The sequence below is a fragment of the Edaphobacter bradus genome, assembly GCF_025685645.1.
Lineage (GTDB): Bacteria > Acidobacteriota > Terriglobia > Terriglobales > Acidobacteriaceae > Edaphobacter > Edaphobacter bradus.
The window spans coordinates 129587-149130 of record NZ_JAGSYF010000004.1 but is presented as its reverse complement, the minus strand read 5'-3'; the positions used below and the strand labels follow the sequence as shown (position 1 = coordinate 149130).

Genomic DNA, 19544 nt, shown 5'->3' with positions numbered 1-19544 from the left:
GGTGCATTGCAGAAGCATATCGAAATACGTTGGAACGCGACACACTCACAGCATTCGAAGCTTACTTCACGCTTTGTATAATACGGCCTATGGATCGCCAATACGTGCAGTTTGGGTGTGGAATGTGTGCTCCGGCAACCTGGAAAAACTTCGATGCGGGCCCTGCTTTCTGGTTACAGAGCCGGTTTCCCTTCCTCACACCGCTGCTCGTGAAGCGAGGTTTTCCTGACTATCCCAGAAACATTCAATACGGCGACGTGATCAAGGGACTGCCTGTTCCGCCACAGTCGGCTGACGCGGTCTACTGTTCGCACGTTCTGGAGCACATGACCCTCGAAGAGTTTCGCGTCGCCGTCCGGAACGTCTTCAACTACCTGCGTCCGGGCGGAACCTTCCGGCTGGTCCTGCCTGATCTTGAACAGCTCATCAAGAGCTATGTAAACGATCCCAGTCCAGAGGCATCCTCGCGCTTCATGCGTGAGACCTACCTCGGCGAGACGAATCTCCCGCGCGGTCTCCGGGCGATGCCGACGGCCCTCTTCGGCCGCGCGCGGCATCTGTGGATGTGGGACTACAAAGGCATCGCAGAACAGCTTGCCGAGGCAGGATTCACCAACATCCGCCGCGCGCAGCTCGGGGATTCGCCGGACCCGCGCTTCAGCGAGGTCGAGTCTGAAGGACGCTGGACCGGCTGCCTCGGTGTGGACTGCAAGCGTCCCTGACGTCTACATCTTCAGGAAATTTTCGATGAGTTGCTTGCCGTGCGTCGTCAGCACGCTCTCCGGGTGAAACTGGACACCCTCAATCGGCAGATCGCGGTGCCGCAGCGCCATGATCGTCTCGCCGTCGAGGGTTCGCGCCGAGACCTCAAGCTCCTTCGGCAGTCCCTCGTCGGCCACAATCAGCGAGTGATACCGCGTGCAGGTCATCTTCGGGGGAATCCCGCGAAAGATGGTCTTGCCGTCGTGCTCGATCTCGCTGGTCTTGCCGTGCATCAGCTTCGCCGCACGGACCACCTGACCGCCGAAGGCCGCGCCGATGGCTTGATGCCCAAGGCAGACTCCGAGAATTGGAATCTGCTTCTTCGCCTGCGCAAAGTGACGAATAAGGTCGATGCTGATGCCAGCATCCTGCGGAGTGCATGGCCCCGGCGAGATGAGAATCCTGTCCGGCCCCAGCGCCTCCACCTGGGCGGGAGTGAGCTCATCGTTGCGGTGAACGACGATCTCCGCGCCCAGCTCGCCCATGTACTGCACCAGGTTGTAGGTGAAGGAGTCGTAGTTGTCGAGGACGAAGACCATAGGTTGATTTTACGCCGCAACACCGTCGGCTGCTGCGTTTGCGCTACTGCTGCCGTGCGCGCTCAATCGCCCTCACCACCGCCTGCGCCTTGTTCCTGCACTCCTCAAACTCCTTCTCCGGAACCGAGTCCGCAACAACCCCCGCCCCTGCTTGAATATGCCCCTGCTTGCCGTTCATGTACAGCGTGCGGATGGTAATGCATGAATCAAGGTTGCCGCTGAAGTCCGCGTAGAGGATGCTGCCGCCATAGACGCCGCGGCGGGCCGGCTCGAGCTCTTCGATGATCTCCATGGCACGGATCTTCGGGGCACCGCTCAGGGTCCCCGCTGGGAAGCACGCACGAAATGCGTCGATGGAGCCGAGGCCGGATTTCAACTTGCCCTCAAGAGCAGTGACCAGATGCATCACGTGGCTGTAGCGCTCGACAAACATCAAGTCCTTCACCTTAACGCTGCCGAACTCACTGACACGGCCAACGTCGTTGCGGCCAAGATCCACCAACATGATGTGCTCGGCGAGCTCCTTCTCGTCGGAACGCAGCTCAGCTTCAATGGCGCGGTCCTCGACCTCGTCGGCGCTACGCGGCCTCGTGCCCGCAATCGGCCTGTACTCCACCTCACGGCCGTGCACTCGCACCAGCAGTTCCGGCGACGAGCCCACGATGTGGTGCGTCGCGGCGTTCTTCTTCGAGGAGTCATCATCCAGCCCGAAGCGGAGAAAGTACATGTACGGCGAAGGATTCACGATGCGCAGCGAGCGATAGACCTCAAAGGCATCGACTCCCGGCTCACAGTCGAACCGCTGCGAGAGCACGCACTGAAAGACATCCCCTGCGGCGATGTACTCCTTGGTCTTCTCGACCGACTTGAGAAATGTCGCCTTTGGGGTTCGCGGTATAAGCTTTAGTTTGCCTCCTGGCTTTTTCCTGCTGGGTTTCGGCAGTGCGCCTGCGAGTCTGCGTTCCAGACGATTCAGACGCTGCACAGCGCGCTGGTACGCCCCTTCCTTTTTCTCGCGCGTAAGGTCGGCGGTCACCATCAGGTGAATCTCTTTCTTGACGTGGTCGAAGGCGAGTACCTGGTCGAAGAACATCAGGCATGCGTCGGGAACGCCAAGCTCATCCTTCGCAGTAGCGGGCAGCTTCTCGATGAGCCTCACGACATCGTAAGCGAAAAAGCCCACCGCCCCGGCGGTAAACGGCGGCAGACCCGGCAGCCGCGCCGGCGTATGTCCACCCAGCGCCTGCTTCAGTTCCTCGAAGATGTCTCCCGTAAAGCTGCGCCGCCGCTTCCCTTCCTCAACCGTAATCTCGTGGCCTCGCGCCAACATCTTTTTATAGGGCTGTATTCCGATGAAGGTATAACGGCCTACGTGCTCGCCGCCCTCAACCGACTCCAGCAGAAACGCCTCCGGCTCCTCGGCCGCGATTCGCAGAAACGCGGACACAGGCGTCTCCAGGTCTGCGGTCACGGTTCGGTAAACGGGGACAAGCGTATGCTTGCGGCTCAACGCTGCAAAGTCGCGGGCGGAAGGCAGAGATCGGGCTTCAGCGGAAGGCATGATTGTTCTCATGATAACTGCCAGCTTGACAACGTCCCGCCCACTTCCTACTATTCCCCGTTTGTGCTATGGCTGGCGTTTGCGAATCGTCACTTTAGAGGCCTATACTCCATCGGGTTTGGGCCACAGACCGGCCTGGCACAAGCTGTATGTTTGCTTTCCACGAGGGCAAAGACTATGGCCGGAGAATCGCTGATACCAGCAACAGAGAAGAAAAGGGAACAAGAACCAGTTATGCAGACTCTCAGCATTGAGCAGGAGACCAATCCCTGGGAAGCCCAGGCAGCTCGCTTCGACTTCGCAGCAAAGAAACTTAACCTCGACCAGGGAATCTGGAAGGTCCTTCGTTATCCCTCTCGCGAGATCATCGTTCACATTCCCGTCACCATGGACGACGGCTCCATTGAAGTCTTCACCGGCTACCGCGTCCAGCACTCCATCGCCCGCGGGCCTGCGAAGGGCGGCATCCGCTATTCCCCGGATGTCTCGCTCGACGAGGTCCGCGCGCTCGCAAGCTGGATGACCTGGAAGTGCGCGGTCGTCAACATCCCGTTTGGCGGAGCCAAGGGCGGGGTGATCTGCAACCCCAAGAAGATGTCGCAGGGCGAGCTCGAACGCGTGACCCGCCGCTACACCGCTGAACTCATCGAGTTCATCGGCCCTGAAAAAGACGTCCCCGCTCCCGACATGAACACCAACGAGCAGACGATGGCCTGGATCATGGACACCTACTCCATGCACATGCGCCAGACCGTCACCTCCGTCGTCACCGGCAAGCCGGTGAACATCGGCGGCTCGCGCGGACGCACCGAAGCTACCGGCCGCGGCGTCTCCGTCGTCTGCGACGAAGCTCTGAAGCATCTGGGCATCGCCGTTGACGGCTGCCGCGTCATCATCCAGGGTTTCGGCAACGTCGGCTCCAACTCCGCGAAGCTGCTGCAGAGGAAGGGCTACACCATCATCGGCATCGCCGAGTGGGACGGTGGGCTCTACAACGCGAAGGGCATCGATATTCCCGCTCTCATCGAGCACCGCAAGAACGCCGGTACGATTAACGGCTTCCGCGAGGCCGAGGCCATCGATAGCGCCGAGCTGCTGACGCGCGAGTGCGAGATCCTGATCCCTGCGGCGACCGAGAACGTCATCACCAGCCGCAATGCGGACAAGATCCGCTGCCGCATCCTGTGCGAGGGCGCCAACGGGCCGACGACCACGGTTGCCGACGAGATTCTCGGCGACAAGCGCGTCTTCATCATCCCGGACATCCTCGCCAACGCAGGCGGCGTGACCACCAGCTACTTCGAGTGGGTACAGGACCGCATGGGCTACTTCTGGACGGAGGCCGAGGTCAACCAGCGGCTCGACAGCATCATGTCGGAGAGCTTCCGCGATGTGATCGCCTACGCGGAGAACCACCGCGTGAACAATCGCATTGCGGCCTATATGCTCGCGATCGACCGCGTCGCCTATACCACCAAACAGCGCGGAATCTACGCCTAAGCAAGTTCCCGGCTGGACGGAAGAGGCGGCCTCGCGCTGCCTCTTCCGTTTTAAATCGTTACCCTGACGACGACCTTCTGCGATACCGTCGCCGGAGTCGCTCCGGTCGAGGTTCCCGTCACCGAGATCGTGTAGGTTCCGGGGCGCGTTCCGAAGTCGGTGCAGTTGCCGGTCCCGCAGCCGGTCATTCCGGCCAGGCCGCTCAAGGCTATCAACGTCGCCACAAGTCCACGCAACGGACGGCGTCTCCCGGGAAGGAGCAGCACGAGCAGCCCCGCCGCGGCCGGTGCTGCATAGGGCAGGCTCGCGCTTCCGTAGGGAGCCGTCGCACCGCAGTCGTGCGGCGCAGCGGTGCTCAGGGTAAGCATCGTCGCACCACCGCCGGAGGGGATCGTCACGGCTCCGAAGGCGCAGGTCGTCTCGTCGGGCAGGTTGGTACAGGCCAGATTCACCGGCTGGCTGAAGCCGTTGGCTGGCACTACTGTTACGGGGACCGCGGCCTTCTCGCCTACACGCACAGTCACGGTGCCGACGCCGACTGTGAAGGACGGCTTGGTGGGCGGAACAACGGCTGCCGGTTGAATCGTTTGGCTCAGCGGCAGGGTGGTGGCTGCGGTGAAGTTGGGAGTCGCGGCATAGGTCACGGTGACCATGTGGTTTCCGGCGGCGAGCGCTGCGGTGTTCAGGGTTGCCGTGCCGGTCGCATCCAGCGGGGCGGTTCCGAGTACTGCGCCTCCGTCGAGGAAGGTGGCGGTTCCGGCTGGCGTGGCGTGCGTGCCCTGAATGCTTGCGGTGAAGACGATTCCCTGCCCTGCTGTGGCGGGATTGGCTGAGCTGGTGAGAGTTGCCGTGGTTGTGTCCTGGAGGACTGTGATGGTGACGGCGTTCGAGGTCGAGGGCGCGTGGGTAGCATCTCCCGAGTAGACCGCCGTGAGCACGTGGGCGCCGGCAGCGAAGCCCTCGCCAGCGCTTGCCGGACAGCTTGCCGCCGGAGCGATCTCAAGGACGCAGAGGTTGACCGCTCCGTCGTAGAAGGTGATCGTGCCGGTCATTATGCTACCGTCGCTGGCTGTGACCTGGGCTGAGCCGTCGACGACCTGACCGTAGACCATCGTCGTTGGTGTCGCGATGGTCAGGACGAGGTTGGTCGGCGTCAGCGTCGCGTTGCGCGGAGCGGCTGGCCGCTCCAGCGCCTGTGCGGCCGAGGCGGTAAGCAGAACGGCGGACAGACAGGCAAGATGTCGAAACGGCATCGCAAATCCCCTTGAAGGCTCCCAGCGGGCTGGGCAGACACTGTCTCTATCGGCTGGAGAGCCGAATGTGAGAGTGGCCTTCAAAGAAACCAGGCTGCTGGATTCCCGTTCCGAGGTTCGGCTGCGCCCGGTGCGATCTCTGGTGCATCGCGAGTCGCGGCTCAGTGTGGCAGAATGCTATTGTCTGGTGCGAACACTTTCGCCACCGGTTTGTTCGTAGACGACACCCCGATGAACCTGCCAAATTCCATCACGATGAGTCGGATTGCATGCATCCCGCTGCTCATCTGGATTCTGTCGCCTGTGTTCCCGTTTCAGGGCCACGGCGAGGCGGGCCTGAAGGGCGGCGAGCAGGAGATCATCGCTTCGATCGTCTTTATTCTTGCGAGCATCACGGACGGGCTCGACGGCTATCTGGCGCGGAAGCGCGGGCAGATCACAACGATGGGGATGCTGCTCGATCCGCTGGCCGACAAGCTGCTGGTTTCGGCGGCTTACATTGTGCTGGTGGCGTATAACCCGCGGATTGTGCCGCCGTGGATTGCCGTGCTGGTGATCGGGCGGGAGTTTCTGGTCTCGGGGCTGCGGTCGATTGCAGCGGCCGAAGGATTCACAATTGAAGCCAGCGAGATCGGAAAGCTGAAGACGGTGATCCAGATCGTCTCGGTTGTGGCTGCGATTCTGGCGCACCGCTGGGACTACTGGATCTGGTTCCCGAGTCTGGGCGGCGGCTTCATCATCGCGGTGCGGTTTATTGCGCTTACGGCGATCTACTGGATGACTACCGTGTCGATCATCTCGGCGGTGGACTACTTTGTCGCCTTCTGGAAGAAGATCGATCATGCGGCCGAGCGGCAGCGTCGCCGGCGGGTGGTGCTCAGCCGGAAGAAGCCTGCTCCGCCTTCTCCGGAGCATCCTTCCCGGATTGTGTGACCCTCCCCCCTGTTTTTGCGCAAAGTATTCTATCTACAAGACTTAGGCTTGGACTTTGATGGTAAAGTATTCCATCTAAAAGGTTTACGTGCAAAGTATTAAAAACAAACGAGTTGCGAGTTAAGCAATGGAGCCTGGGACAACCCGGAGCCATTTGTCTATTTCTATTAGGCCATGCGATTTGAAACATGGCTACGCAGTAAGGCTCGCAAAACGGTTGACAGCTTCTTCTGTTCTTCATCTCCCGATATGCAGCTTGTCGGCAATGAAAGCAGCGGCTGGTTCATCAATACCGGGCATCCAACGGAGGTGGCATACTGCGCCGGAGTCGGCCTGGGCATATCCTTCGAGCTTGAGCTTGCCAGGACAACGAAAGAGCCGGTTCTACTCTTCGATCCCTCTCCCACCGGATGCGCCACCATTGCGAAAAGCGACCTGCGCAACATGCACTTTTTCCCAATCGGACTTGCCGCAGAGACTGGCGCCATTGAGTTTTCAGTACCAAAGGATTTTGAGGAAGGTTCCTACTCCGTCCCCCAGGAAGGGATCGATAAAGTGCAATTTCCCTGCGTAAAGCTATCAACCATCATGTCCGATAACGGTCACACAAGCATCGATCTCCTAAAGATGGATATCGAAGGATTCGAGTACGAAGTGATCGACCAGGTATTGTCCGAACAAATTCCCGTCCGGCAGATATGCGTCGAGTTTCACCCCTGGTTGAAGCCCCGGCAGACCGCCAGGATGATCACGAGGATGCGCAAAGCCGGCTACAAAATTGTCCACAAACGTCGCGGCGACTATACCTTTCTCCTCGACGACTCGCGGTATAGACAGCTCTCAAGCTCCTCCACCAAGCGGCTATCAACACTGGCAAACTAGCGAGATTACCTGCCGACAACCCCCAGTTCCATCACTGCAGAATCGGAGTTCCCGCCTGCGCGACCACTCCCTTGGCCACGTCTTGTGCACGCTCGTGCCCTTGCTGACCACTGCCACGGTCACCGACATATCCCGTCCGTCGAACTCGTAGATTTGTGGGTTAAACAATGGAGCCCCGGATACCCGGGGCTTTTGTATCTATTTCTCTATTGCTTTTGTATCTATTTCTCTATTTTAGCAAATTGGGGAAACTGCTCTGCCACGAGGAAGTTGTTTGTTTTTATTGGGTTGAGTGGTTTGGAGGCTTGACATGGAGTTTGCTGGGATTTTGGGGCATGCTTTTCCAAGTTACTGATTCGTATGCTCTTGGCATCGTTAGAGGCAAAATCTAGTCGCTTCGTCTTTCGGACTTCGCTCAGGCCTTCGGCAGAGCGGTTGCCGCTTCGCGGCGTGCTTGAGAGACCCGAGGCTAAAGCCTCGGGGTACCTAGAAGCGAAATTCCGGCGCGGCTGAAGCCGTCCCCTTCCGTAGGGACGTCTTTTACGGCGACGGTGATCGCTCGCTTATCCCTCTCTGAATTTTTATTTCACTCTTCCGATGAGCCGGATGCGGCCGGTCAGGGCTCTTCCCAGATATTGGCTGAAGGTTCCGTATTGGGGTGAATCGACGACGTTGTATACAGTCAATGGATTTTTGCTGTCTGTGGCGTTTTCCATGACTCCTCGCAGTCCGAAGTAGGCTCCGCGGAGGTGGAACTTCCATTCGATGCCGGGGCTGAAGGAGACGTAGTCGGGGAATTTTCCTGAGCCTGCTGCTCCTACGACCTGGCGGTTGGCGTTGACGGGGGTGTATGGGAATCCGGAGTGCCAGTCGAGGGTGTAGACGAGGTCCCAGCTCTTTTTGAGCCTTTGCAATGGGAAGGGCAGCCATCCCCAGGAGATCAGGCGATTGGGGACATCCCATGGGAGAGGGGCGCTTTGCTGCGGACCGAGGACCGAGATGGTGGGGACGTAGTCGAGAGCGGCGTTCGTGCGGGCCGAGGAGTGGGTGTAGGAGGCGAAGAGTGTGTAATCCCGCGCGAAGGTGTGCCGCGCGTCGACTTCGATCGAGTGGTAGTGGTCTTGTCTTTGGTTGGTCAGCAGGTAGGTGCCTGATAGCGCGGCTGGGCCGTTCTGGTTGGCGTAGACGAAGCCGTCGTAGATGCGCTTGTCGAGGAAGTTCACGCTGGCGTAGATCTCGTGCGGCAGTTTTTTCTCGATGCCGATGCTCCAGTTGAGAGCGTGCGTCTGGGTGAGCGAGGACTGAGTTGTTGTAAAGACGGTTGGCAGCGGAGGAGGGATTGGCGTTACTCCGTTGGCGGCGTAGTAGGTGTCGTAGCGAACTCCGGCGAGAGACCGCGTGAGGTATTCAAGCTGAGTGTGTTCGTAGTAGAGGCCGATGCCGGCTGATAGCTTCAGTGATGATTCGGCTCCGGGCGGCGAGTACACGAAGGCGATGCGGGGCGAGAAGAGCGGGCGGCGGATGATCTCGTCCCAGTCGAAACGCAGGCCGGGTTCGACGAGCAGCCCTGGGTGGGCGAGCCAACGGTCCTGAATGTAGGCACCTGTTTCCAGGTTGTGGCGAGTATATGGGGAGATCGTGGGGAAGGTGCTTTGGCGGAGGAGGGTTCCATCTTCTCGCAGGTAGTTGACCGGCGCGCGGGAAGTCTCGCTGTCGAAGGTGATGTGGTTGAGTTCGATTCCGGCCATCAGGTCATGACGACCGTGGAGGTTTCGTGGCGGCAGATACAGGGTCGCGATTGCCTGCTCGCGGCGCGAATGGGAGGTCTGGTTTTCGAAGTAGCTGCCTTTGGCGATTTCTGGAGTGAGTTGGTAGGGGCTGTTTCCATGTGGCTCGTAGGAGTCGCGGAAACGGACGACTCCGAAGCCTGCTTCGAGCACGGCTCCGTTGTGGAAGCTGTGCTGGTCGCGGATGTAAGGGAGCCAGGCGGTGGTGTCGCGTTTGGTTGTGCTCTGCTGCGGGACTAAGGGCGAGATGCCGTCGTATGGGGAATGGTAGCCGTTGAAGAGCAAGCCGCCGGAGAGGATGTTCGCCGAGGTAAGGTTGACTTGCGCCTTAAGCAAGTTGCTGCCGCGCGTGAGGTGGTTTGTATCGGCATCGGCGGGGAGTTCCTTGATGTAGATGTTGTCGTACTCGACTTCAACTCCATCGAAGAACCAGGCGCGGTTGCGGACGATCGGGCCGGAGAAGCTGAGGCGGGGGACGAACTTGTCGAAACGAATTCCGTTGATCTGGTGAAACGAAGGGATGAAGTCGGTGGCGTTGAGGCGGAAACGGTTATCTCCCATGCCGGTGTAGAAGGCCACGACGCCTCCTGTGGCTCGGCCGAAGCGGACCGGGTAGCGTGTTGTTTCTACGTCGATGGTGCGGACGGCGTCGGGGCTGACGCGCATGGCCAGCGCGCCGCTTACGGGCGAGCGAATGTCGAATCCGTCGAAGAGATCGAGGGTGGCGTAGCTCTCCGATCCGGCGACGTGGATTCGACCGAAGTTGTCCTGCACGACACCTGGATTGAATGGGAGGAGGTTGCGAATGTCGCGCGAGGTTGGATAAGGGATGTTGACGATCTCGGGCGTGTTCATCGTGCTGTTGTCAGAGATCTGCTGAGGATCGATTCCGGTGGTTGAGGCGACGACATCAACTTCCTGACGCACGATCTGTTCATGGGCCAGAATGACCTCAGCGGTTTTCTGGTGCGCGTCAGCGTTCTCTTCGAGAGCTCGATAGAAGCCGGGTTTTTCTACGCGAATCTGGTAAGGAGCGTCCTGATGTAACGCGTAGGCGCAGCGGCCGGCGTAATTGGTTTGGAGTTGAACGGCATTGCGTCCCGGCTCAGAGATGATGACCTGGGCGTCGGGGACGGGGAGTCCGTTCTCATCGATTACGGCGAGGGCGACCTGCGAATAGGGTGCGGGTGTCTGTCCCGTTGCGAGGCCCGTGCAGCAAAGGAGAGAGAGTCCGAGGATGATTCCGCTTGCCAGTCGGGAAGGCGGCATGAGGATTATGTAAACGCTTCGCAGGTAGTTTGTCAGGTTGGAATTTGAGACAAATTTTTGCGGATGCGTCCGGACAGGATTCATTCCCACCCATCGCGATGAAACCGCGATGGATGGTGCACCCGATCTGCTGTGGCGCGCTGTGCGAACTGCGGGGATTCTTCGCTTCGCTCAGAATGACCGCCGTAGAAGGCTGGCTGCGCTACTGGAGGATGGGGACCCCTGCGAGTTCGCCGGCTATGCGGGCTTTCCACTCGGCGGGGCCGGTGTTGTGGACGCTTACTCCGCGGGAGTCTACGGCTACGGTGACGGGCATGTCCTTGACGTCGAACTCGTAGATGGCCTCCATGCCGAGGTCTTCGAAGGCGAGGACGCGGCTGCTCTTGATGGCTTTGGAGACGAGGTAGGCGGCTCCTCCGACGGCCATGAGGTAAACGGCCTCGTGGTCGTGGATGGCCTCGACGGCGGCGGGGCCGCGCTCGGCTTTGCCAATCATGCCGAGGACGCCGGTCTGATCGAGCATCTGGCGGGTGAACTTGTCCATGCGGGTGGCGGTGGTGGGGCCCGCGGGGCCTACGGCCTCGTCGCGGACGGCGTCGACCGGGCCGACGTAGTAGATGAAGCGGCCCTTGAGGTCGACCGGGAGCTTTTCGCCGCGGTTGAGCATGTCGGTCATGCGCTTGTGGGCGGCGTCGCGGCCAGTGAGAAGCTTGCCCGAGAGGAGGAGGACCTCGCCGGGCTTCCAGGTCTTTACTTCTTCGTGGGTGATGCCATCGAGGTTGACTCGCGTGGCTTTGGAGACGTCGTAGGTGAGCTGTGGCCAGGCGTCGAGCGATGGTGGATCGAGCGCGACGGGGCCTGAGCCATCGAGGTGGATGTGCGCGTGGCGGGTGGCGGCGCAGTTGGGGATCATGGCGATGGGGAGGTTGGCCGCGTGGGTGGGGTAGTCGAGAATCTTGACGTCGAGGACGGTGGTGAGGCCGCCGAGCCCCTGGGCTCCGATGCCGAGCCGGTTGATCTTGTCGTGCAGCTCGATGCGGAGGGCTTCGATCTTGTTCTGCGGGCCGCGGGCCTTGAGCTCCTGCATGTCGATGGGGTCCATGAGGGACTCTTTGGCCATGACCATCGCCTTTTCGGCGGTGCCTCCGATGCCGATGCCGAGCATGCCGGGAGGACACCAGCCGGCGCCCATGGTGGGGACGGTCTTGAGGACCCAATCGACGATGGAGTCGGAGGGGTTGAGCATGGCGAACTTGGATTTGGCCTCGGAGCCGCCGCCCTTGGCTGCTACGGTGACGTCGACCTCGCCGCCGGGAACCATCTCGACGGAGACGACGGAGGGGGTGTTGTCGCCGGTGTTCTTGCGGGAGAAGGCAGGGTCGGCGAGGATGCTGGCGCGGAGCTTGTTGTCCGGGAGGAGGTAGGCGCGGCGGACGCCCTCGTCGGCCATCTGCTGGACGGTCATCAGAGGCTGGCCGTCGTTGTCCCAGCGGGTCTCCATGCCGAGCTTGATGAATGCGGTGACGATGCCGGTGTCCTGGCAGACGGGGCGGTGGCCCTCGGCGCACATGCGCGAGTTGATGAGGATCTGAGCCATGGCGTCCTTTGCGGCGGGGGATTCTTCCAGCTCGTAGGCGCGGGTGAGGTTGGTGATGAAGTCCTCGGGGTGGTAGTAGCTGATGTACTGGAGGGCGTCGGCTACGGACTGGATGAAGTCGGATTGCTTGATGGTGGCCATGTCACCATCAATTCTAGGCGGCTGATATAGCGATTGTCGCCGTACATCGGCGCAGGTGCGCGGTTATCGAAGGATGTTTCATGGGAGTGCGCTTAAGGGCACGGCTGAAGCCGTGCCCTTAAGCGCGACCGATCGAGCTCCGCTCGAATGGACTGCGAGCTACTTGATGCGGCCGAAGCGGTAGAGGAGGCCTATGTTGAAGCCGACGTTGTTCTGGATAGAGCCCTTGGAGGTGACTGTGTCGTTGGGTGAGAGGCGGTAGAGGCCTCCGACGTAGGTGGGCGAGATGCGCATGGCGAAGTTGGGGAAGAAGTTGTAGTCGAGGTTGGCTCCGACGCTGAAGGCGGGGCGGTAGCCGGTCTCCCATAGGTGGAGTTCAGATGAGGGGATGCCTTTGGAGCCGGTGTCGAACTTGCCGAGGGCGGCGCCGCCGACTCCGTAGATGCTGACGGCGTACTTCTGCCTGGAGTAGATGCGGTAGGTGGGGCCGGCCATGAAGTTGTACTGGGAGATCTGCGGGTTGGGGATGTTGAAGGCGGTGTTGCCTACCTTGGCGTGGCCGTAGGCCCCGCGGATGTCGGCGGTGATGCCGAGCTTGGGGTTGAAGTAGCGAGTGCCGGTCATCCAGAAGGTGACTTCGTTGTTCTTCTGGAGGGTCTCGCCGGAGCGGAAGCGGAGGTATCCGCCGCCGCCGGCGACCTCATAGCGGTGGCTGTAGGTGTCATGGATGATGCGCTGGATGCGTTCCTTGCGGTTGGCGGTGGACTCGTGGCGGGGCCGGCGGCTGACCTGCGCCTGCAGGTGGCCTGCTCCGCCAATGACAAGGGTCGCAATAAAAAGGGTTGCTACAGACTTCACACTGATCCTGAAACCGAACATCAACCAATACTCCTGCACATGCTGAGCTCTTGCTATTGTGGAACCTGAGGCGCGCCGCCTGGACTCGAACCGCGGGCCAACTCTTATTAGAACATCGGAAGAGGGTTTCGGCGGCGGCCGGCGGAGAGAATCGCTTCATTAAAGGTGACATAGGTTATGGCCAAGAAGAGCAGCGGCGGTGGATTCGGCAAGGTGTTTCTGGGCTTTCTGCTGGGAGTGGCAGCTGCGGCCGCGGGGCTGTTTCTGTACCTGCGGTTCGGTCCGCTGCCGGTGGCGGTGGCGGATGCTCCGCTGCCGATGGAGAAGCAGATTGTGCGGTTGCCGCTCGAGGGGCGGATCGAACGCGAGAAGAAAGACGCGCCGTTCGGCATCGGCGAGGATGTGTTTGAAGGCGGCGCGCAGGTCTACAAGACGCAGTGCGCGGGCTGCCATGGGACTCCGGGACACGATGTGCCGTTTGCGAAGTCGATGTATCCTGCGGCGCCGCAATTGTGGAAGAAGCACGCGCGCAATAACGTCGTCGGGGTGAGCGATGATGCGCCGGGTGAGACCTACTGGAAGGTGGCGAATGGGATTCGGCTGACGGGGATGCCGTCGTACAGGCATGTGCTGTCGGACACGCAGATGTGGCAGGTTTCGTTGCTGCTGAAGAATGCCGACAAGGAGATGCCAGATCCGGTGATGAAGATTTTGCAGGGGCAGTGAGACGGAGATTGTAAGAGAGAAGGCGGACGATCCGAGGCTTGGGTCGTTCGCCTTTTTGTTGGTGTGTCGTCCCTAGCTGGGCTGCTCGAACAGCAGATCCCTCCACTCCGCTGCGCTCCGGTCGGGATGACAGCCTTATGTTGGAATGGATCCGTGATTCGCGCCCTAGTGGAGCGTGTAGGTGACGCCGGTGACGAACTGCAGGCTGTTCTTCTGGTAACCGAAGGCCGGATTGTTGAGGTAGGTGTCGAGCAGGTTCACGCTGAGGCTGAGGCGCTTGTAGGTGGGCAGCGTCAGGCCCGAAGCGAAGATCGCCGAGTAGGCGTGGGTGTTGTTCCAGGACTGGATGTAGGTTCCGCTCTCGGTGAAGAGGAGCTTGTAGGGCAGGTTGCGCTTGTACGCCTCGCCGAAGGTGGAGCCGATGAGGTTCTGGTTGGGGGTGGAGACCTTGGGCGGAGGGTACTGGACGAAGTTCTGGCGCTCGTAGTGGATGTCAGTCTTGAAGTCGAGCTCTTGGATGGGGGTCTGGAAGACGGTGTAACCGAGACCTCCACCGTAGATCTGCTGGAGGTCGAGCCCCTGAGAGTAGTTGTGGTCGTAAGAGAGGTCACCGAGCATGTAGAAGCGCGGGGTGAGGTACTTGTCGTGCTCGAAGTCGGTGTGGAAGATGTTGGTCTTGGCGACGGAGTCGGGTGAGGGTGGTTTGGTCTGCGGGATAACGGGCTGGGTCAGCTTGCCGTAGGTTTCGAGAAGGTTGAAGGTGGTGCGGGTTCGCGCAGGAAGGTAGGGGACTGAGGGGATGGCTCGAATGAGGCCGATGCCGAGGGTGAGGGTCTGGCCGTAGGAGGAGGAGTCGAGGACGGTGGCTCCTCCGGTGATGGATCCGTTCCAGCCCTGGAGGGGCCCGGGGTTTTCGATGACTTCTTTCTGGAAGGTGGCGCTATCGATGATGTAGGCGAGGTCCTTGTTGGCGACGGTCTCTGGCGCTCTACCGGAGGGGCGGGCCGTCACGGTTGACTCGCCGAAGGCGATGGCGCCGGGAGTCTTGGAGGTGCGGGTAATCTTTTCACCAGCCTTGAGCACGACGAAGTTGCCGCGGGACCGCAGTTCCTTGACCTTGTCGAGAGAGACGGTGACCTCGCCGACGGATTCGCTCTTGAAGATGACTGTGTTGCCGACGCCGTTTTCGAGAGTTCCCATGAGCCGCTCGCCGTTCTTGAAGACGATCTCGTCCGGGGCGGGAGCCTGTGCGACCGCCGTTTGAAAGAAGAGCGCCGAGGCAAGGCCCAACGCGGCGAGGCTCCAGAGAGCACGCATCCTGAATCGCTTCGGTTCCTGGCGTGAATTCATCCGTCCAAGATAGCGCGGCACGGGACTTATGGAGCTTCCCCGCCGAGGCTCTTGTTGGTGTTACTGGAAAGACTTTGCGTGGGACAGGCAGGTGGGCCGCGCCTGATCGACACGAGACGACTGGGAGGGCGAACTCGTCGCGGCTTCAAAATCAAGTCGCGGACAGGACAAAACGGGGGTCTGGAGGGGTGAGATTAATGCAAAGACACGCAGAGCGAAGCCCGGGCTCGATATTTGCGTATCTTATGGTGGGCTGCAATTTAGTCAGGTTGCAGAGGGAAGTTAGAGGGCAGAGTGCCCCGTGACTGGCGGAGATTTTTTGAAGGGAACTGTTGCCAATCGTCTTCGAATAGGCATACTATCCTGCTCGGAACGGTACGGTTCGAAAATGCCCGAACCGGCCGGGAATTCAAAACCATTGCGAATGAATTGTTTCCAGACAACTTTCGTATCCGTCTGAGTTACTTATCAACTTCCCTGAAGGGGGCGGTTCTACCCTTTAGCGCGCTTTGGAAGGAAGAGAAAAACATGGCATGGTACGCATACTGTATTGCAGAGAGACAGTCCTTTCCGGAACTTTGCCGGCACCGACGTCCGATGCCCTTGACCGGGGTCGCCGGGCTGTTCGGAAACCAAACATTCCTCTTTCCCGCAAGTGAGTTAGCCATCGTCGTCTCGGAGCACAACGCCGAGGACAGTGCCCGCCTGGACCAGCAGGCCCAGAAGGACCACGCCCGCGTTATCGCTGAGTGCTTCAAACATTCAACCGTACTTCCCTTCCGCTTTGGTACAACCTTTGAAGATGACGACGCGCTGCGTCGCTCGGTGCGGTCAAACCAACGGCACTTCCTGGCCAACGTCGAGCGGCTGCGTGGCAAGGCCGAGATGCACCTGAAGGTACTCGTCGACGACACCTGCCCCGGCACGACGACGCGCAACATGACGGTGGGTCAGCAGTACCTGACCAGCCTTCGTGAGAGCGCGAGTCGCCAGCGAGAGCGTCAGTCGAAGGCGCGCGCGCTTTCGGTCCAGATGCACCGCATGTTCCTTCCGCTCGCCGAGGAGATCACCTGCAAGCGGACGGATTCGGGCAAGATGCTTCTGGACATCGCCCACCTGATCGACCACAAGACCGTGGAGCGATACCAGAACAAGTACACGTCGGCGACCCAGCAGATGAAGGAGTGCCAGATGCAGCTTTCGGGCCCGTGGCCTCCGTACCACTTTGTGCATCGCTCAGGCGCGCAACACTCGGCCTGACAACGTTACGCAGGGCTCACATATCGCGCTCCGCATTTTGCCGCCAGCAGGCGACGAAATGCGGGGCGTTTATTTTGTAGGGCTTGCAGGCTGCCTTTTCCCCCGGCAGACGCATCGCATCTAAATAGTGGTTGCTGTCAGTAAATTACCTTAGTACCTTACAAGCGGCACTTGCCGCACTACCAAGGAGAAAGCATCCCCATGAGAACGAATGAACGGTTTTTTTCGGCCCTGGCTTTGATGGGTCTGATCCTCCCCAACTACTCGGGCGTCCTCCATGCTCAGGAAGCAAATCCAACTGCGCAGACCTCGCCGGAGCAAAAAGAGAATGCAATTACAAAGCAGGACGATGGCGTCTACCTGTACCGGGTGAAGGTGGTGCAGCGCGATCTGGACGCGGTGAACTTCCTGCATCGCACCGGCTATACGATGCTTGCGTTCAAGGGAACGACTCTGCTGCCACTGGCCAAGGGCGAGGCGAAGGTGACCAGCGAGCGCGGCGGCATTGTGATCGAAGCAAGGTTTCAGGGATTGCCGCCTGCCAATAGCTTTGGCGCGGAGTACCTGACCTATGTGCTGTGGGCGATTACTCCCGATGGCCGCCCGAGTAACCTGGGCGAGGTTCTACCGGCAGGTACGAAGAACGACATTACGGTGACGACGGCGCTGCAGTCGTTTGGGCTTGTGGTGACGGCGGAGCCTTACTTCTCCGTGACGCAGCCGAGCGACGTGGTTGTGCTGCAGAACCAGATCCTTCAAGACAAGACAAACGGCGTTCTGGAGAAGGTGAACGCGCACTATCTGCTGCTTCCGCGTGGAACGTATGCGGAGACCGATGGAGCGAAGACGATCGCGAATCCGATTACGCGGAATGAGAAGTCTCCGCTTGAGTTCTACCAGGCCAACAATGCAGTTCGCATTGCGCAGCAGGCTGAGGCAGATAAATATGCTCCGGACATCCTGCGCGAGGCGATGCAGGACCTGAAGAATGCGGCTGATATCGATCGCGGCAAGAAACCGGACCGCAAGATGGAAATCACCTTCGCGCGCCAGGCGGTGCAACGCTCCGAGGATGCCCGGCTGGTGACGCTGCGCAAGCAGGCTGCGGAGCGTCAGATGAACGCCGAGATGGCCAAGCGCGATGCGGAGACTCAGGCGCAGCAGGCCCAGTTGCAGGCGCAGCAGGCACAGATGCAGGCACAGCAGGCGCAACTGCAGGCACAACAGGCCCAGCTTGAGGCAGAGCGCGCCGCGGCCGCCAAGGCCCAGGCCGACGCCGAGCGCGCCCGCGCGGAGGCAGAAGCTGCAGCCGCCCAGGCCAAGGCCGCGGAGTCTGCAAAGAGCGCACAGAGCGCAACCGAAGCCCGCGAGAAGCTGCGCTCGCAGTTGAACAGCGTGCTTGCGACGAGCGAGACGGCGCGCGGCCTGATTGTGAATATGTCGGACGTGCTGTTCGATACGGGCAAGTACACGCTGAAGCCGAATACGCAGATCAGCCTGGCGAAGGTGGCGGGCATTCTGCAGGCGTACCCAGGGCTGAAGCTGCAGGTTGAGGGCTATACAGACAGCACGGGCACCCCGGAGTTTAACCAGAAGCTCTCGGAGAACCGGGCCGGCGCCGTGCGGGAGTTCCTGGTGGGACAAGGCGTCGCAGAGGGCAACATTGCGGCGGCCGGGTATGGCGAGAACAAGCCGGTCGCCGATAACAAGACAGCGGCAGGACGCGCGCAGAACCGGCGCGTGCAGCTCGTCGTCTCAGGCGACGCGATCGGCGTGCAGTCGAGCGCGCCGGAGGATTCGGAGGCCGCTGCTGCGCCTGGTGCTGCTGCAGAGACGGGAACCTCAACCCCGCCGCAGTAATGCACGGGGGAATGACGGAAGAGGCCGCTTCGTGCGGCCTCTTCGTTTTTTGGTTATAAGAAGGCATGGGATCTCTACAAGGGAAGACAGTCTTGATTACGGGCGCGAGCTCCGGAATTGGCCGGGCGACCGCTATGGCTTTTGCACGCGAGGGCTCGCGGGTGCTAGTGTGTGCGCGGCGTGTGGACCGGCTCAAGGAGCTGGAGCCTTCACTGACGGCAGCTGGAGCAAAGGCTGTTGCGAGCTTTGAGGTCGACGTTCAGGACCGCGCGGCAGTTGAGGCAGCGATTGCGGCGCTGCCGGCCGAGTGGAGCGAGATCGATGTTCTGGTGAACAACGCCGGCCTGAGCCGAGGGCTGACCAAGGTCTACGAGGACGATCCGCAGAACTGGGAAGAGATGATCGACACCAATGTTAAGGGGCTGCTGTATGTGACACGCGCCGTCGTGCCGGGAATGGTGTCGCGGGGCCGGGGCCATGTCGTCAACCTGGGATCGACGGCGGCCTATATTACGTATGCGAATGGCGCGGTGTACTGCGCAACGAAGGCGGCGGAGAAGTCGATCAGCGAAGGGCTGAAGATCGATCTGATGGGAACGCCGGTGCGCGTGACGTCAGTGGATGCGGGGATGGTGGAGACGGAGTTCAGCGAAGTGAGGTTTCGTGGCGATAGGGAGCGGGCGGAGAAGGTGTACCAGAACATTACGCCGCTTCAGCCGGAGGACCTGGCGGATGCCATCGTGTGGGCGGCCTCGCGCCCGGCGCATGTCAACATCCACACGGTAGTTATGACGACGATCGACCAGGCCAACTCGGTGGTCTTTCATCGACATAGCTGAAGCGCAGCAGCGCCACAGTTACATATGCACGGACCAGCCGAGTTCGGCAAGCTTCTCCTCGATGTCGGCCAGGGCGTAAGCCAAAGCCGATCGCCGGTGCGGGCTGGAGGTCCGCTCCGAGAGGATGCGTTCGCGTTGCAGCTCAAGTGCCTGCCGCTGCCGTTTGCGCTCGGCGTCTTCGGTGCGAGCGGCGGAACTATCGGGCTTGGGTGCGTCTGCCTGTGATTGCTGTTCTTCCACTGATTTGCTCTCCCATCCACGCGACATATAGTCATTCTACGCCGTCGAATGTAAAGTCCTATGCTTAAAGGATGTGCCGCAAAAACAATAAGATGCAACCTCTAAGGAACTCATGCGTGGGAGTGTCGGGCCAACAGGGCCGATTCGGGTCGGCGAAACCGTTAATCGCACGATCGATCCAATGCTG

General features: G+C 60.4%; 16 protein-coding genes. 8 read left to right on the top strand and 8 right to left on the bottom strand.

All coding sequences use genetic code 11. The features are described from left to right. Positions 1 to 89 precede the first annotated feature (89 nt). Positions 90 to 722: a class I SAM-dependent methyltransferase gene (locus tag OHL16_RS15600; protein ID WP_263368110.1), complete on the top strand. Its 633-nt coding sequence runs from the start codon at positions 90 to 92 to the stop codon at positions 720 to 722. Between the two features lie 3 nt (positions 723 to 725). Here OHL16_RS15600 and OHL16_RS15595 read toward each other — a convergent pair whose 3' ends face one another. Then, positions 726 to 1301: an anthranilate synthase component II gene (locus tag OHL16_RS15595; RefSeq protein WP_263368109.1), complete on the bottom strand. Its 576-nt coding sequence runs from the start codon at positions 1299 to 1301 to the stop codon at positions 726 to 728. Between the two features lie 43 nt (positions 1302 to 1344). Then, positions 1345 to 2862 (bottom strand): anthranilate synthase component I, encoded by a 1518-nt coding sequence (trpE, locus tag OHL16_RS15590; protein ID WP_263368108.1) that lies wholly within the window; start codon positions 2860 to 2862, stop codon positions 1345 to 1347. 234 nt (positions 2863 to 3096) lie between these two features. Between trpE and OHL16_RS15585 the strand changes: the two genes are divergently transcribed. Then, positions 3097 to 4362, top strand: coding sequence for a Glu/Leu/Phe/Val family dehydrogenase (locus tag OHL16_RS15585; RefSeq protein ID WP_263368107.1), 1266 nt, complete (start codon positions 3097 to 3099; stop codon positions 4360 to 4362). A 50-nt stretch (positions 4363 to 4412) separates the two neighbouring features. Here the strand turns inward: OHL16_RS15585 and OHL16_RS15580 are convergent, their stop codons facing one another. Further along, on the bottom strand, positions 4413 to 5615 hold the full coding sequence (locus OHL16_RS15580) for an Ig-like domain-containing protein (protein ID WP_263368106.1): 1203 nt from the start codon (positions 5613 to 5615) through the stop codon (positions 4413 to 4415). Positions 5616 to 5846: 231 nt separating this feature from the next. Between OHL16_RS15580 and pgsA the strand changes: the two genes are divergently transcribed. Together pgsA and OHL16_RS15570 are read left to right on the top strand one after the other, a co-directional pair. After that, complete coding sequence (gene pgsA / locus OHL16_RS15575) at positions 5847 to 6548, top strand: CDP-diacylglycerol--glycerol-3-phosphate 3-phosphatidyltransferase (RefSeq protein WP_263368105.1); 702 nt, start codon at positions 5847 to 5849, stop codon at positions 6546 to 6548. A gap of 174 nt (positions 6549 to 6722) precedes the next feature. Continuing rightward, positions 6723 to 7430: an FkbM family methyltransferase gene (locus OHL16_RS15570; protein ID WP_263368104.1), complete on the top strand. Its 708-nt coding sequence runs from the start codon at positions 6723 to 6725 to the stop codon at positions 7428 to 7430. Positions 7431 to 8011: 581 nt separating this feature from the next. Here the strand turns inward: OHL16_RS15570 and OHL16_RS15565 are convergent. The 3 genes from OHL16_RS15565 to OHL16_RS15555 form a co-directional block, all read right to left on the bottom strand. Then, positions 8012 to 10486, bottom strand: a complete 2475-nt coding sequence (locus tag OHL16_RS15565) for a TonB-dependent receptor (protein ID WP_263368103.1) — start codon at positions 10484 to 10486, stop codon at positions 8012 to 8014. Positions 10487 to 10688: 202 nt separating this feature from the next. Next, positions 10689 to 12224, bottom strand: coding sequence for a fumarate hydratase (locus OHL16_RS15560; RefSeq protein ID WP_263368102.1), 1536 nt, complete (start codon positions 12222 to 12224; stop codon positions 10689 to 10691). A gap of 159 nt (positions 12225 to 12383) precedes the next feature. Beyond that, the gene (locus OHL16_RS15555; RefSeq protein ID WP_263368101.1) at positions 12384 to 13082 is read right to left on the bottom strand and encodes an outer membrane protein; all 699 of its coding nucleotides are present in this window, start codon (positions 13080 to 13082) and stop codon (positions 12384 to 12386) included. Positions 13083 to 13259: 177 nt separating this feature from the next. Between OHL16_RS15555 and OHL16_RS15550 the strand changes: the two genes are divergently transcribed. Further along, positions 13260 to 13808, top strand: a complete 549-nt coding sequence (locus tag OHL16_RS15550; RefSeq protein ID WP_263368100.1) for a c-type cytochrome — start codon at positions 13260 to 13262, stop codon at positions 13806 to 13808. Between the two features lie 165 nt (positions 13809 to 13973). On the opposite strand, the gene OHL16_RS15545 is transcribed toward OHL16_RS15550, so the two are convergent. Further along, positions 13974 to 15125 (bottom strand): DUF481 domain-containing protein, encoded by a 1152-nt coding sequence (locus OHL16_RS15545; RefSeq protein WP_263368099.1) that lies wholly within the window; start codon positions 15123 to 15125, stop codon positions 13974 to 13976. A gap of 561 nt (positions 15126 to 15686) precedes the next feature. Between OHL16_RS15545 and OHL16_RS15540 the strand changes: the two genes are divergently transcribed. The 3 genes from OHL16_RS15540 (at position 15687) to OHL16_RS15530 (ending at position 19117) form a co-directional block, all read left to right on the top strand. Continuing rightward, complete coding sequence (locus OHL16_RS15540; protein WP_263368098.1) at positions 15687 to 16418, top strand: GvpL/GvpF family gas vesicle protein; 732 nt, start codon at positions 15687 to 15689, stop codon at positions 16416 to 16418. 201 nt (positions 16419 to 16619) lie between these two features. Beyond that, on the top strand, positions 16620 to 18278 hold the full coding sequence (locus OHL16_RS15535; RefSeq protein WP_263368097.1) for an OmpA family protein: 1659 nt from the start codon (positions 16620 to 16622) through the stop codon (positions 18276 to 18278). Positions 18279 to 18343: 65 nt separating this feature from the next. After that, positions 18344 to 19117 carry an SDR family NAD(P)-dependent oxidoreductase gene (locus tag OHL16_RS15530; protein ID WP_263368096.1) on the top strand — a complete coding sequence of 258 codons (774 nt, stop codon included), beginning with the start codon at positions 18344 to 18346 and terminating at the stop codon, positions 19115 to 19117. 18 nt (positions 19118 to 19135) lie between these two features. Here OHL16_RS15530 and OHL16_RS15525 read toward each other — a convergent pair whose 3' ends face one another. Further along, a complete protein-coding gene (locus OHL16_RS15525) occupies positions 19136 to 19384 on the bottom strand; it encodes a hypothetical protein (protein ID WP_263368095.1) in 249 nt (82 codons plus the stop codon). Positions 19385 to 19544: the final 160 nt, after the last annotated feature.